The organism is Arcobacter iocasae, assembly GCF_042214795.1.
Taxonomy (GTDB): Bacteria; Campylobacterota; Campylobacteria; order Campylobacterales; family Arcobacteraceae; genus Arcobacter; species Arcobacter iocasae.
Genome location: NZ_CP090177.1, coordinates 368,988 through 383,635, shown reverse-complemented (window position 1 = coordinate 383,635; position 14,648 = coordinate 368,988). Strand labels below are relative to the sequence as shown.

General features: G+C 29.4%; 11 protein-coding genes. 4 read left to right on the top strand and 7 right to left on the bottom strand.

Annotated elements, in window-relative coordinates; translation table 11 throughout:
• Positions 1-4: 4 nt before the first annotated feature.
• Both LXN10_RS02005 and LXN10_RS02000 read right to left on the bottom strand, forming a co-directional pair.
• A complete protein-coding gene (locus LXN10_RS02005) occupies positions 5-334 on the bottom strand; it encodes a hypothetical protein (protein WP_375724289.1) in 330 nt (109 codons plus the stop codon).
• Between the two features lie 3 nt (positions 335-337).
• Positions 338-1,522, bottom strand: a complete 1,185-nt coding sequence (locus LXN10_RS02000) for a DEAD/DEAH box helicase (RefSeq protein ID WP_375725315.1) — start codon at positions 1,520-1,522, stop codon at positions 338-340.
• Between the two features lie 228 nt (positions 1,523-1,750).
• On the opposite strand from LXN10_RS02000, the gene LXN10_RS01995 reads away from it, so the two are divergent.
• A complete protein-coding gene (locus tag LXN10_RS01995) occupies positions 1,751-2,626 on the top strand; it encodes a radical SAM/SPASM domain-containing protein (RefSeq protein WP_375725314.1) in 876 nt (291 codons plus the stop codon).
• A gap of 9 nt (positions 2,627-2,635) precedes the next feature.
• The gene (locus tag LXN10_RS01990; protein ID WP_375724288.1) at positions 2,636-3,421 is read left to right on the top strand and encodes an EI24 domain-containing protein; all 786 of its coding nucleotides are present in this window, start codon (positions 2,636-2,638) and stop codon (positions 3,419-3,421) included.
• Here the strand turns inward: LXN10_RS01990 and LXN10_RS01985 are convergent.
• A complete protein-coding gene (locus LXN10_RS01985; RefSeq protein ID WP_129100696.1) occupies positions 3,410-4,093 on the bottom strand; it encodes a response regulator transcription factor in 684 nt (227 codons plus the stop codon). The genes LXN10_RS01990 and LXN10_RS01985 overlap by 12 nt on opposite strands.
• Positions 4,094-4,210: 117 nt before the next feature.
• Here LXN10_RS01985 and LXN10_RS01980 point away from each other — a divergent pair, with 117 nt between their 5' ends.
• Positions 4,211-5,704: a cache domain-containing protein gene (locus LXN10_RS01980; RefSeq protein WP_375724287.1), complete on the top strand. Its 1,494-nt coding sequence runs from the start codon at positions 4,211-4,213 to the stop codon at positions 5,702-5,704.
• Between the two features lie 71 nt (positions 5,705-5,775).
• Here LXN10_RS01980 and LXN10_RS01975 read toward each other — a convergent pair whose 3' ends face one another.
• From LXN10_RS01975 to LXN10_RS01960, 4 genes are all read right to left on the bottom strand, one after another.
• Positions 5,776-7,059 carry a TRAP transporter large permease gene (locus tag LXN10_RS01975; protein WP_129100695.1) on the bottom strand — a complete coding sequence of 428 codons (1,284 nt, stop codon included), beginning with the start codon at positions 7,057-7,059 and terminating at the stop codon, positions 5,776-5,778.
• Positions 7,056-7,682 carry a TRAP transporter small permease gene (locus LXN10_RS01970; RefSeq protein WP_375724286.1) on the bottom strand — a complete coding sequence of 209 codons (627 nt, stop codon included), beginning with the start codon at positions 7,680-7,682 and terminating at the stop codon, positions 7,056-7,058. The genes LXN10_RS01975 and LXN10_RS01970 overlap by 4 nt, the downstream gene beginning before the upstream one ends.
• 11 nt (positions 7,683-7,693) lie before the next feature.
• Complete coding sequence (locus LXN10_RS01965; RefSeq protein ID WP_375724285.1) at positions 7,694-8,749, bottom strand: TRAP transporter substrate-binding protein; 1,056 nt, start codon at positions 8,747-8,749, stop codon at positions 7,694-7,696.
• Positions 8,750-8,911: 162 nt separating this feature from the next.
• Positions 8,912-9,937 carry a TRAP transporter substrate-binding protein gene (locus tag LXN10_RS01960; RefSeq protein ID WP_375724284.1) on the bottom strand — a complete coding sequence of 342 codons (1,026 nt, stop codon included), beginning with the start codon at positions 9,935-9,937 and terminating at the stop codon, positions 8,912-8,914.
• A 274-nt stretch (positions 9,938-10,211) separates the two neighbouring features.
• Here LXN10_RS01960 and gltB point away from each other — a divergent pair, with 274 nt between their 5' ends.
• Positions 10,212-14,648 (top strand): glutamate synthase large subunit, encoded by a 4,437-nt coding sequence (gene gltB, locus LXN10_RS01955; RefSeq protein ID WP_375724283.1) that lies wholly within the window; start codon positions 10,212-10,214, stop codon positions 14,646-14,648.

Genomic DNA, 14,648 nt, shown 5'->3' with positions numbered 1-14,648 from the left:
ATTGCTATAAAGCATTTACTAATTCAACATCCAAGTATTCATCTATTTTTTCAATAAAATCTTCAAATGAAACAGTTCCTTTTTTATCAAAAAGTACAACCTCTTCACCAAAATCATTTTTGATAAAATGATTTTCACTAGCAGTTACTTTTTCATATAATTCTTGCATCTCATCACTTGCATCATCTTGATTATGTAAAAACCAATTTACAGTAGTATCTTCTATTCTTATTAGTCCATAAGTATTTGCCTCATCAACATAGTCTTGAATTGTTCCATTTTCAAAACTTGCACCTACTACTAAATCATTTTCATTTAAAATCATATCCATCATATTTTATCTCCCAAACGTCCTATTTGCGTCTCTTTTTGTTGTTTTTTTCTTTTTTGCTGCTTTTTTTGGTAACTGAGCTTTATCTTTAGGTTTTTTATTTTTATTATCTCTTAAACCCTTTTTTTGACTAAGTGATTGTGTCTTAAATCTTGCAACTCTTGGTTGTTTTTCATTTAATTCATATTCATCATGTGTAAGTCTTGGTATATTGATTATTAGCTCTTTTTCTATTTCTGCCATTTGTAAGTACTCTTTTACACATAATAGTGTTGTGGCAACTCCTGGGTTTCCAGCTCGTCCTGTTCTTCCTATTCTATGTGTATAATCAACTGTTGTTTCAGGTAGTTCAAAATTCACTACATTTGGCAATAGTTCTATATCAATTCCTCTTGCTGCAATATCAGTTGCTACAAGTACCCTTAAAGTCTTAGCTTTAAAACCTTCTAAGGCTCTTGCTCGAACTGGTTGTTTTATATCCCCATGGATACAAGCTGTTTTTAGTCCATCTAAAGTAAACTGTTTTGTTATCTCATCTGCTTTTGCTTTAGTATTTACGAATACTAAAACTTGCTCCCAGTTTTCTGAACCAATTAGATATGATAAAAACTCTATTTTTTTGTCTTCATCCATTAGATATATTTGTTGGTCGATTATTTCTACACTTGATCTTTGAGAAGAAACTTCTATTACAACAGGTTTATGTAAAAACTCTTTTGCAAGTTTTTTTATATTTTGATTGATAGTTGCAGAGAACATTCCAATATGTCTTGTTTTTGCACATTCTGAGAAGATAAGTTCAATATCTTTTAGAAATCCCATTTCAAGCATAGTATCAGCTTCATCAAGAACTATATTGTTGATACTTGCTAAGTTTACAGATTTTGTTTTTATATGGTCAAGTAGTCTTCCAGGTGTTGCAACAAGGACATCAATTCCAGCATTTATTTTTCTTATTTGCTCTTTATGACTTAATCCTCCCACAACAATAGTTTGTTTTATATCTAAATATCTTCCATAGTGAGAGATGCTTTTTTCTATTTGTTTTGCTAATTCTCTTGTAGGAACTAAAATCAAACTTCTAAGAACTCTTTTTTTTGTAGAATCATTATCTTTTGTTTCAAAAAGTTTTTGTAAAATAGGAAGTACAAAAGCAGCAGTTTTACCTGTACCACTTTGTGCAGTTGCAATTACATCACTATTTTTAAGTAATACAGGTATTACTTTTTCTTGAACTTCAGTTGGTGTTTCATAACCTTCTTCTTCAAGAGCTTTTAAAATTTCTGAACAAAGTTTTATTGTGTTGAAAGTTTTGATAACTATTCCTTTTAGTTTTGTATTTTAAAAGTGTGATTATATCAAATAGTGTATAATATCTCAATTGTATTACTAAATCAATAATTAATTTAAAGGTAAACCATAAAAAAGTTTAAAAAAGTTCATATCGAAATAACCAATATTTGTAATTTAAAATGTTCATTTTGTCCCCCTAAAATCTTACCAAATACTACAATGAGTTTAGATAAATTTGAAAAGATAAATAGTGAACTCTCAAATGTTACAAAAGAGTTAGCATACCATGTAGTTGGTGATCCGTTAGTTGTGTCAAATCTAAATCAATACTTAGATATAAGTAAAAAACATGGTTTAAAAGTTAATCTTACAACTACTGCATATAACTTAAAAGAAGAACAATTTGAAGCATTGTGTAATAGTGCAATCAAACAAATAAACTTTTCAATTAATTCATATAATGGAAACTCTCATAAAAAGAGTTTAGATGAATATTTAACTCCTATTTTTGATTTTTGTAAATATGCCTTGGAAAAAGAAGTTGAATTTTTCATAAATTTGAGAATTTGGAATTTTGATGAAGAAAAAAGTGCAAAAGAGTTTAATACAAAAGTTTTTGAAAAGGCTTATGAATACTTTGATTTGACTTTAAATATTGATGAATTTTATGTGGCAAAACCAAAAAATATAAGAGTTGCAAAAAAGATATTTTTCAATTTTGACGATTATTTTGAGTGGCCAAGTTTGGAAAATGATTTTGTATCTGATAAAGGGTTTTGTTATGGTTTGGATTCTCATTTTGGAATATTAGCAAATGGAACAGCCATCCCCTGTTGTTTGGATAAAGATGCCTGTATAGATTTAGGAAATGTTTTTGAAGATGGTTTAGAAAATATTTTAAAATCAAAAAGAGTACATGATATAAAAGATGGATTTAAAAAAGGCATAGTAGTAGAAGAACTTTGCCAAAAATGTTCTTATAGAACTAGATTTGATAAATAAGGATTAGTATTGAATGAAGTAGAGTTGATAAAGAGAAGTTTAAAAGATTTTTTTACACCCGGAATATTAAAAATTGCAATTATTCCTCTTTTGGTGACAGTTGTTGTTATGATTCTTATTTTTATGGGCTTTGCAGATTATAGTCTCTCTTCACTTGACCAAGTGATTATTCAAGTGCAAAATGGAGAAGAGTTTACCGTAGATCCAAATGCTCCATTTTTTTATGTTTGGGCAGTTAATGTTTTAACTTTTCTTTTACACTATTCCGTAACTGCTTGGTTAGCTGGATTTTTACTTTTTACTGTAGGTACATTTTTTATATTGTTCTTTTCTATTTTTACAACTTTGATAATTATAGGATTTTTAACTCCTATGATTATAGAGACTTTGCGAAAAAGACATTATCCTGATTTGATATTAAAAGGTCATGGCTCACTTATTTCTCCACTTTGGGTAGCATTTAAAAGTTTAGTTGTGATGATGTTATTATTTATACTTTTTATTCCTTTGTATTTTATACCTTTAGTAAATATTATTGCTTTTAATTTACCAATTTACTACTTTTTTCATAAGCTTTTAAATTTTGATGTTACATCTACAATGTTGAGTTCTAGGGAGTATTTTGAGATATATACAAGCAAAAAAAATCTATTTAGGTTTAGAACCTTATTATTATATTTTATGTCAATGATACCTTTTATAGCACTTTTTTCTGCTGTATTTTTTATAGTATATTTATCAAATGGATATTTTTTAGAATTGAAAGAAATAAGAAAAACTGGATTAGATATTTAGTCTATATCCAGTTCCTTGTATGTTTTTTAATATATTTTTAGGAAGTTTTTTTCGTAAATTTTTGATAAATAGTCTTAGTGCATTTTGAGTCATAACAGAAGTTTCTTCCCAAAGAATATTTTCAATCTCATGATAAGTGATGATTCTCCCTTTTACTAGAAGCATTTTTAAAAAGATATTCTCTTTTTTTGTAAGTATAAACTCTTCACTTGGACCTTTTACCAATGCTTTACTCTCATCATAAACCCATAAAGGTATAAGATTGAAAATAGTGCTATTTTCAAAACTATCTATAAAAGCTCTTAATGCAAGGCTTAGTTTTTCTTCTGTTATTGGTTTTACAATATATTTTACTAGATGAAGTTCTGTAGCATCTAAAAGATACTCTAAATCAGTATGTGCAGAAGTAATTATTACTCGCACCTTTGGATTAGATTCTCTGATTTTTTTGACTAGTTCAAGTCCAGTCATTTTTGGCATTTTAATATCTGTAATAATTAAATCAGGTTTTTTTTCTAAGTATAGCTTATAAGCTTCCTCTCCATCTTTGGCTAGATATATGTTTTTAAACATACAATCAAGAATCTCAAAAATATTATTTTGAATACCGATTTCATCTTCTGCATAAAGAAGAGTAAAACTTCTAAGTTGGTTTACTAGATTATAATCCATAGGATACCTTGTAATAAAAGATATGTTAAAATATATAATTAAAAAAATGGAGTAAATTTGCGTTTTGTAACCGAAAAAAACATATCCAGAATAATCATATATATTTTTATAGTTATTATGACAACTATGATAACTCTTATATCATATTTTTATGTAAAAAACACTTACGCTGACTTTGATGTGGAGCTAAATAAGTTTGTAAATGATTATTATTCACATCAAAAAGCACTTCTAAAAAAAGAGATAAATGTTGTAATTGATATTATAAATTATAATGCTACAAAAAGTGGTAGTACGGAAGAAGAATTAAAAGAAGAGACAATAAGGCTTTTAAATAATATTTCCTTTGAAAGGGAAAGAAGTAATTATATTTTTGTATATGAAATTTTGGATTTTAATGGTGGTGATAAATTTGCAAAATTATTAGTTAATCCAAATAGATTGGATATCGTAGGGACAATTATTTCAGCAAATTATGAAGATGCAAATGGAAAGAAATTTAGACAAGATTTTTTAAATGATATAAAAGCAAAAGGGGAATCTTTTACCCAATATGTATATAAAAAATTCTCTTCTGATCAAGTAAGACAAAAAATTACTTATTTTAAACTTTATCCAACTTGGAATTGGGTTATAGCTGTTGGGGTTTATACAGATGATATTGAAAAAGATATTGCTAAGAAAAAAGAAGATTTAAAAAGTAGGGTCAAAACTCAAATAATACAAACAGTATTATTATTTATACTATTTTTATCTATAGGGATTGTTTTAACTATACTATTAAGTGAAAGAATTGATGACTTCTTCAAAGAGTATAGGGAAAAAGTAAAAGCAAAATCTGATGCACTAATTGAATTAAATGAGACTTTAGAAAAAAGAGTTTCTGATGAGTTAGAAAAAAATAGAGAGCATGAACAATTACTTGTACAAAAATCAAAATTTATTGCTTTAGGTGAGATGATATCAAATATTGCACATCAATGGAGACAACCATTATCTGAACTCTCTTCAATATTTATGAATATAAAATTTAAACACGGTATGAACAAATTAGATAAAGAAACAATGGATAAAAAATCTAAAGAAGCAGAAGTTGTATTGGATTATATGTCTCATACTATTGATGACTTTAGAAATTTCTTTATGCCAACAAAAGATAAAGAAGAGTTTTATTTAAAAGATGCAATTAAATCAGTTATGACGATTGTATCATCAGCCTTGAAATATAATAACATAAATGTTCAAATCGATGTAGGAGATGATTTAAAGTTGAATACATTTCTCAACGAATACGAACAAGTATTATTAAATATAATTTCAAATGCAAAAGATGTTCTGATTCAAAATAATATTGAAAATCCAATCATTAAAATCTATGCTGAAGAGCAGGGAAATTACATTCTCTTATCTATAGAAGATAATGGTGAAGGTGTAAAAGTAAATCCAAAGAGTAAAATATTTGAACCATATTTTACAACTAAAAGTGATAGTGATGGAACAGGTATTGGTCTATATATGTCTAAGATAATTATTGATAAAAATATGAAAGGTAAACTAAGAGTTCGTAATACAAAAAATGGTGCAAAATTTGTAATTACTGTTCCTAAATAATTAAGAAAATATTCACATAAAAAAAGGGATAGAAAATTTTCTATCCCTTTTTTGTTTTATTGAATTATTTATCAACCACCATACATTAAGTTTGGTAAGAATAGAGCAATTTCTGGTATATAAGTAACCAGCATTAGTCCTACAAAGATAGTTAGTGTCCAAGGTAAAGTTGCAACGATAACATCTTTTATAGACATTCCTGTAAGTCCTGAGGTAACAAATAAGTTTAGACCAACAGGTGGGGATACCATTCCAAGTTCCATATTGATAGTAATTACAATACCAAAGTGAATAGGATCAATTCCAAGTGCAACAGCAACTGGAAGTAATAAAGGTACCATAATCATAATAATTGCACTAGGTTCCATAAATGACCCAGCAATAATTAAAAGAACATTCACCATAAGTAAGAACATATATTTGTCAACATTTGCTTCAACTAATGCATTTGTAATCATTTGTGGAATATTCTCAATAGTTAAGAAGTGAGCAAATAACATTGCATTTGCAATAATAAACATAATCATTGCAGTTGTTTTAGCTGATTCTAGTGTTGTTGTATAAAATTCAGATAATTTAATATCTTTATAAATAAATACAGAAATAAAGAATGCCCAAACAGCAGCAACAGCAGCAGCTTCAGTTGGAGTAAAGATACCACCATAGATACCACCTATTACAATAACAATTGTCATAAGTCCCCATGATGCATCTTTCATTTTTGCAAGTCTTACTTTAAAAGGCTGAGGTTCTTCTCTTTGAAATCCTAATCTAACAGCTCCTATATATGTAACAACCATAAGCATGATTCCTAATAAAATACCGGGAACAACACCTGCCATAAAAAGTCTTCCAATTGAAACTTCAGCTGTAACACCATATACGATTAATACAATTGAAGGTGGAATTAAAATACCTAAACTTCCAGCAGTTGCAATAGTACCAACAGCATACTTTTTAGGGTAACCAGCTTGCATAATAGCACCAAACATAATAGAACCAATAGCAACAACAGTTGCTGGAGAAGAACCAGAAACAGCAGCAAAAATAATAGATGCAAAAATAGCTGAAATTGGTAATCCACCTGGTAAGTGCCCTACAATTGATTTAGCAAATTCGATAATTCTCTGCGCGGCACTTCCCTTGCTCAGTAAGTTACCAGCTAGAATAAACATTGGAATTGCCATAAGTGAATAATGATCAACTTTTTCAAACATCATTGAAGACACTTCAATAGGTGATATAGGAGTAAATAACATCATTGTTGTAAATGTTGCCGCCCCTAGACAAATAGCAATTGGAGCTCCAATAAGTACTAAAAAGAAAAATATCCCAAATAATACAGCTATACTCATAGCATTCCTCCTGTTTTCTTTTCAACTTCTTTAACCATCTCATTTAGATGTTTTACATTTTCATTATCTTTATGCTCTTTAGCACCCATTCCCATACCAGCTAAAACTTGTTCAGCTTCGCTTTCTTTTAATATTCTGTCATGATTTGTTGATAAAATAGCATGAATTCTTTCAGCCACTCTAAATGCACCAAAAAGAAATGAAACAGGAATAACTAAATAAACTATCCACATAGGCATATTCCATAAATCAATTGATCTTTCATCTAAAGGATAAACTACTTGAGTTATGTACTGAAGTCCATAATAAGAAACAGCAAGTAAGAATATTAATGTTACTAAATGAGAAGTAAGTAACATGCCCTTTGCAACTTTTGATGGCATACTATCTAAAAGAATAGTAACGGCAATATGTGCATCTTTTTTGAAGCAGTAAGCTGCTCCAAAAAAGGCACTCCATAATAATAAATCGACACTTAATTCTGTTGCCCAAGTTAATGAAGCATCAAATACATATCTTGCTATTACATTAACAAATGCAATAGAAACCCCAACAACCATACCAAATACTGCTATTTTTTGGTTAATGTGGCCTATTACTTTACTTAGAAGTCTTATTATCATAATATCTCCAATTATTTTGTATTAAGAGCATCATTAATCAAATCTTCACCTATTAAATCTTTATCATAAAATTCAGGGTAGATTTTACTAACAGCTTCTTTCCAAGCAGCTCTTTGTTCAGGACTTAACTCAAATATTTCAAGTTTTCCAGTTGTTTTTGCATACTCTTTAATTTTTTCAAATTGAGAATCGTTTAATTCTTTAGCATACTCTCTTTCTTTAACAGTAGCCTCATTCATTGCTTGAATAACATCTTTTTGTAAATCTTCAGGTAATGATTCCCAGAATTTTTTAGACATCACAACTAAATAACCTAAGTAACCATGATTTGAAACAGTTAGATATTTTTGAACTTCGTGAAATTTTTTAGTCCAAATGTTTGAAAATGGATTTTCAGCACCATCAATAACACCTTGTTGTAAACCAGAATAAACTTCAGAGAAAGGCATCATTTGTGGATTTGCACCAACTGCTTTAAATTGTGCTTCTAAAACTTTAGAAGACATGATTCTGAATTTTTGACCTTCTGCATCTTTTGGCATGATTATTGGTTTTTGAGATGAAGAAAATTGTTTAAATCCATTATCCCAAAAGTTTAATGCTACATAACCTTTGTCATCAATCATTTGTTTTAATTTTTGACCTACAATCCCATCTTGAACTCTATGTAATTGACCAATATCTTTAAATAAAAATGGTAAATCAAATAGTGCTAATTGAGGAACAATTTTACCAAATTTAGAAAAAGATGGTGCTGCCATTTGAACAGAATTTAATGTTAGAGCTTTTAGAACTGCATTGTCTTTATAAAGTTGAGAAGATGGATAAACTTGAACATCAATTTTACCACCAGAAAGCTCTTCTAATCTTTTTTCAAAAAAGTCTGCTGCTTTTCCTTTTGGAGTATTTGCACTTACAACATGTGAAAATTTTAGTGTATATTCTGGTCCAGCATTTTCAGTTTTTGAAGAAGGCTTTTTATCTTCTACTTTTGTATCTCCACAACCAGTAAATAATAGTGAACCAAGAGTTGCACTAATTATTAAACTTTTTATAGTGATTTTCATATATTTCTCCTTTTGTGATTATGATTAATTATAATAAAATATTATGTATATCTTATGTCTTTTTATGTAGAAATTTATAAATTTTTTGAATATTCTTTAGATTTTATGAGATGTTTGTATCATCGGTATTACCGATGATACAAAAGGTTTTGAAGATAAAAATTATTTAGTATTAAGGGCACCTTCAATTAAATCTTTACCTATTAAATTTTTGTTATAAAATTCAGGGTAGATTTTGCTTACAGCTTTTTTCCAAGCAGCTCTTTGTTCAGGAGTTAACTCATAAATTTCAAGTTTTCCAGTTGTTTTTGCATACTCTTTAATTTTTTCAAATTGAGAATCGTTTAATTCTTGCGCATACTCTCTTTCTTTTTGCGTAGCTTCATTCATTGCTTGAACAACATCTTTTTGTAAATCTTCAGGTAATGATTTCCAGAATTTTTTAGACATCACAACTAAATAACCTAAGTAACCATGATTTGAAACAGTTAAGTATTTTTGAACTTCGTGGAATTTTTTAGTCCAAATGTTTGAAAATGGATTTTCAGCACCATCAATAACACCTTGTTGTAAACCAGAATAAACTTCAGAGAAAGGCATCATTTGTGGATTTGCACCAACTGCTTTAAATTGTGCTTCTAAAACTTTAGAAGACATGATTCTGAATTTTTGACCTTCTGCATCTTTTGGCATAATAAGTGGTTTTTCAGATGAAGATAATTGTTTGAATCCATTATCCCAAAAGTTTAGAGCAACAAAACCTTTAGCTGTTACTAAACCTTTTAGTTTTTCACCAACAGGTCCATCTTGAACTCTATGTAATTGACCAATGTCATTAAATAAAAATGGTAAATCAAATAGTGCTAATTGAGGAACAATTTTACCAAATTTAGAAAAAGATGGTGCTGCCATTTGAACAGAGTCTAAAGTTAAAGCTTTTAGAACTGCACTATCATTATAAAGTTGAGAAGATGGATAAACTTGAACATCAATTTTACCACCAGAAAGCTCTTCTAATCTTTTTTCAAAAAAGTCTGCTGCTTTTCCTTTTGGTGTATTTGCACTTACAACATGTGAAAATTTAAGCGTATATTCTGCTGCAACACCTGAAGTTGCTAATAAAGCACTTGCTACTGCACCCATTACAAATTTTTTACCTGTAAACAGGATTCCATTGCTTTTCATCATTTAATCTCCTTAATTATGTGTTGAAAAAAGTATAATTAAATATTATGTCAAAGTTATGTACTTTTGTGTGAAAATTAAAGAAATTTTAAGCTTGCGTAGCATTAAAATAGCATTTTGCATTTTTCAATTATTTACAATAATTGAAAAAATTTAATTTGTACTACCTTTTGTAGTGCTAAAAACAAGATAAAATATTAACCCTTTTTTAAATAAAGACAAGGTATACTCCCTCTCTTTTATGGAATATAAATAAAAAATTTTAAAAGGACAGTTAATGGGTTGTAATTTAGATTTACTTACATCTTTTAAAGATAACTGTGGTTTTGGTTTACTAGCGGATTTAAAAAAAAGACCAAGTCATAGTAACTTAGAAGATGCTATTCATTCACTAGAGCGAATGATGCACAGAGGTGCAGTGGCAGCTGATGGTAAAACTGGAGATGGATCTGGTTTATTATTATCAATGCCTGACAAATTTATGAGAAAAATTGCCTTTCACGAAGGAATAGATTTACCTGAAACATATGCTGTAGCTATGATATTTACAAGTGAAGATTCAGAATTAGAAACATTTATAGAATTTTGTGAAAAAAATGATTTAAAAGTATTACTAACTAGAAAAGTTCCTGTTGATACTGAAGCCCTTGGTGAACAGGCCTTGGCAAGTTTACCAAATATTGTACAAATATTTGTTAGACCAAATAGTTTAATGTCATCAAAAAGATTTGAGGCTATGTTATATCTTACTAGAAAAGAGTGTGAGCATAAATTAAAAGATAATAAAGATTTTTATATTCCAACATTCTCATCAAAAGTAATCGCTTATAAAGGGCTTATTATGCCTACACATATTAAGCATTTTTATATTGATTTAAGAGATGAAGATTTTCAAATTTCATTTGCCTTATTTCACCAAAGATTTTCAACAAATACTCTTCCTAAATGGAAGTTAGCTCAACCATTTAGAGCAATAGCCCATAATGGAGAAATCAACTCTGTAGAAGCAAATAGATTTAATGTTGAAGTGAAATCAGAATTAGTAAAATCAGAAATATTTAGTGATGAAGAGATACAAAGAATCTTACCTATTTTACAAACAGGTTCATCTGATTCTGCATCTTTAGATAACATGTTTGAGTTTTTGATTGCTAATGGTGTAGATTTTTTCAAGGCTGCACGAAGTTTAGTTCCTGCACCTTGGCAAAATGCACCACAAATGGATTCTGATTTAAGAGCATTTTATGAATACAGATCTACTTCAATGGAAGCTTGGGATGGTCCAGCTGCAGTATCTTTAACAGATGGTAGACATATTGGTTGTTTGATTGATAGAAATGGGTTAAGACCAGCAAAATATGTAATTACAAAGAATCATAAAATTTACATTACATCAGAGTATGGTACATTAGAAATTGATGAAAATAATATCTTAGAGAGAGGTAGATTACAATCAGGTCAAATGATTGGACTAGACCTTAATCATGGGAAAATTTTAAAAGAAGAAGATATCAATAATTATTTAAAATCTTCTCAAAACTATGTTCAATGGTTAACAAAAGACATGGAATATTTACAAGAGTATATTGATGAGTCTTTTATAGATACTAGTGATTATAAAGTTAAAGATATAGAGACAAAACAAAAATATTTTAATATCACATATGAAGTATTAGACCAAGTTCTTGAACCAATGGCAAAAGAGGGTAAAGAACCAGTTGGTTCTATGGGTGATGATACACCAATGGCATGTTTTTCAAAGGTAAATAGAAATTTTACTGACTATTTTAGACAAAAATTTGCACAAGTTACAAACCCTCCTATTGATCCATATAGAGAAAAAGTTGTAATGTCTTTAGAAACAGGATTTGGCCCTATTTATAATATATTAGATGAAAAACCTGAGTATGCTAAAAGATTAAAAGTGGTAAGTCCTATTTTGATGAAAGAGAAATATGATGTTTTAAGATCTTTTGGAGATAGTACAAATCCAAGATACAATTCACAATATAAAAATAAAATTTTCTCAACTACTTTTAAAACTGATTTAAAGTCTTCATTAGAGCTTTTATCACAAAAAGTTATAAGAGCAATTAATGAAGATAATATTACAGTAATAATTTTAGATGATAGAAAAGGTTCTAAAGATAATAAAATTATACCTGCTGCTATGGTTGTGGGATATTTAAATAAAAGACTTCTAGAAGTTGGTATTAGACATCAAGTATCATTAGTAGCAGTAACTGGTGAAGTTTATGATGCACATATGGCAGCTGTTCTTTTAGCTTATGGTGTTACAGCTATTTATCCATACATGATGTATGGTTCAGTTGTTTCTTTATTTAGTAGAAATGAAATTTCAAAATATGAGATGCAAGAATTACTTAAAAATACTCTAAAATCAATAAATGCAGGATTATTAAAAATCATGTCTAAAATGGGTATTTGTACAGTAGCTTCGTATAGAAATTCAACACTTTTTGATGTAATTGGATTAAGTGATGAGATTATCAATGATTGTTTTCATGGGAGTCATTCTGATTTAGCAGGTCTTGGTTATGCTGATATTGAAGAGAGAATAGAAAAAATTCATTTTAATGCGTACTCTGATGATACTTATATGTTCCCATTAAATTTAGGTGGATTTTATAAATATATTAATGGTGGTGAGTACCATGATTATGGTCCAGCTACTACAAATGCAATGCATAATAAAAAAGCAAAAGATAAAGAAGATATTACAGATTTTGATACTTTACGAGAACTTGTAAATAATAGAGATAAAAAATTTATTAGAGATTTCTTTGAATTTAATTCAGATAGAAAAGCAATAGATATTAGTGAAGTTGAGTCTTTAGATGATATTTTCAAAAGATTTGCAACAGCTGCTATGTCTTTAGGTTCTATCTCTCCTGAAGCTCATGAAGCAATGGCAACAGCTATGAATACAATAGGTGGTATGAGTAACTCAGGTGAGGGTGGAGAAGACCAAAAAAGATTTGGAACAATTAAAAACTCTAAAATTAAACAAGTAGCTTCTGGAAGATTTGGGGTAACTCCTGGATATTTAAGAAGTGCCCAAGAGATTCAAATCAAAGTTGCACAAGGTGCAAAACCAGGTGAAGGTGGACAATTACCTGGACATAAAGTAACTCCATTGATTGCAAGTTTACGACATACAGTTGAAGGTGTTACTCTTATTTCACCTCCACCACATCATGATATTTATTCTATTGAAGATTTAGCTCAATTGATTTTTGATTTAAAACAAATCAATCCAGAAGCAAAAATTACAGTTAAATTAGTATCAACTATTGGTGTTGGAACAATTGCAGCAGGTGTTGCAAAAGCATATGCTGATAGAATTGTTATCTCAGGTGCAGATGGTGGTACAGGAGCAGCTCCTTTGACATCTATTAAGCATACAGGTAATCCTTGGGAAATGGGTCTTTCAGAAGCTCATAATGCCTTAAAAGCAAATAGTTTAAGAGAATCTGTTCATCTTCAAACAGATGGTGGACTTAAAACAGGACTTGATGTTGTAAAAGCTGCAATGTTAGGGGCTGAGTCTTATGCCTTTGGAACAGCAGCACTTACACTTTTAGGTTGTAAGATTTTGAGAATCTGTCACACAAATAAATGTTCTGTGGGAGTTGCTACTCAAGATGAAGATTTAAGAGCATTTTTTACAGGTACAGTTGATAGACTTATCTCTTACTTCACATTTATTGGTGAAGATGTTAGAAAAATACTTGCATCATTGGGGTATAAAACTATTGAAGAGATAGTAGGAAGAAGTGACTTATTAAAAGTAATTGATGATGAGTTTGCACAAAAGTTTGATTTCCAAAATATATTAAGAAGAATAGATGGAGTTGATACCTGTCAAAAGCTAAGAAACGAGCCATATGATAAAAATGAGTTTGAAAAAGCATTATTAAAAAAAGTTCATAGAACAATAGAAAATCCTAAAATGCCAATTAAAATAAAAGAGACTATTTGTAACTTAAATAGATCATTTGGTACTTTGATTTCTGGTGAAATTGCAAAATATTATGGGGATAAAGGTTTACCTGATAACTCTATTACTTTTGAGTTAAATGGAATTGCAGGACAATCTTTGGGTGCATTATTATCAAAAGGGATGAATATTAACCTTTATGGCGCAGCAAATGATTATGTTGGTAAAGGTATGAATGGTGGTAAAATCATTGTAAATACTCCTCACCAAGGTCCAGAATTCGCAGGTGCAGGTAATACTTGTCTGTATGGAGCAACTGGTGGAAAACTTTACGTACGAGCAGCAGTAGGTGAGCGATTTGCTGTTAGAAACTCAGGAGCTATTGCAGTTGTTGAGGGAACAGGAGATAATGCTTGTGAGTATATGACTGGTGGTATTGTTGTAATTTTAGGTGATACAGGTATAAATTTTGGTGCTGGTATGACTGGTGGATTATCTTTTATTTATGACCCTGAAAAATCTTTTATTGATAAAATGAATCAAGAATTAATAGAAGCCGTTAGAATTGATACAGATGATACTGAACGAGAAAGATTGTATTTAAAAAGATTATTAATGGATTATTTTAATGAAACTGAGTCAGAAAGAGCAGCTTTAATATTAGATAATTTTAGACCACAAATAAGAAATTTTTGGATGGTAAAACCAAAAAATATGACAGTTCTACCATTAGATCCGGATAAGGGAGATTAA

What these genes read in the sequence shown, in the direction of transcription:
- LXN10_RS01975 (WP_129100695.1), bottom strand. Translation starts at nt 7,059, where the DNA reads ATGAGTATAGCTGTATTATTTGGGATATTTTTCTTTTTAGTACTTATT.
- LXN10_RS02005 (WP_375724289.1), bottom strand. Translation starts at nt 334, where the DNA reads ATGATGGATATGATTTTAAATGAAAATGATTTAGTAGTAGGTGCAAGT.
- LXN10_RS01980 (WP_375724287.1), top strand. Translation starts at nt 4,211, where the DNA reads ATGACAACTATGATAACTCTTATATCATATTTTTATGTAAAAAACACT.
- LXN10_RS01965 (WP_375724285.1), bottom strand. Translation starts at nt 8,749, where the DNA reads ATGAAAATCACTATAAAAAGTTTAATAATTAGTGCAACTCTTGGTTCA.
- LXN10_RS01960 (WP_375724284.1), bottom strand. Translation starts at nt 9,937, where the DNA reads ATGATGAAAAGCAATGGAATCCTGTTTACAGGTAAAAAATTTGTAATG.
- gltB (WP_375724283.1), top strand. Translation starts at nt 10,212, where the DNA reads ATGGGTTGTAATTTAGATTTACTTACATCTTTTAAAGATAACTGTGGT.
- LXN10_RS01970 (WP_375724286.1), bottom strand. Translation starts at nt 7,682, where the DNA reads ATGATAATAAGACTTCTAAGTAAAGTAATAGGCCACATTAACCAAAAA.
- LXN10_RS01985 (WP_129100696.1), bottom strand. Translation starts at nt 4,093, where the DNA reads ATGGATTATAATCTAGTAAACCAACTTAGAAGTTTTACTCTTCTTTAT.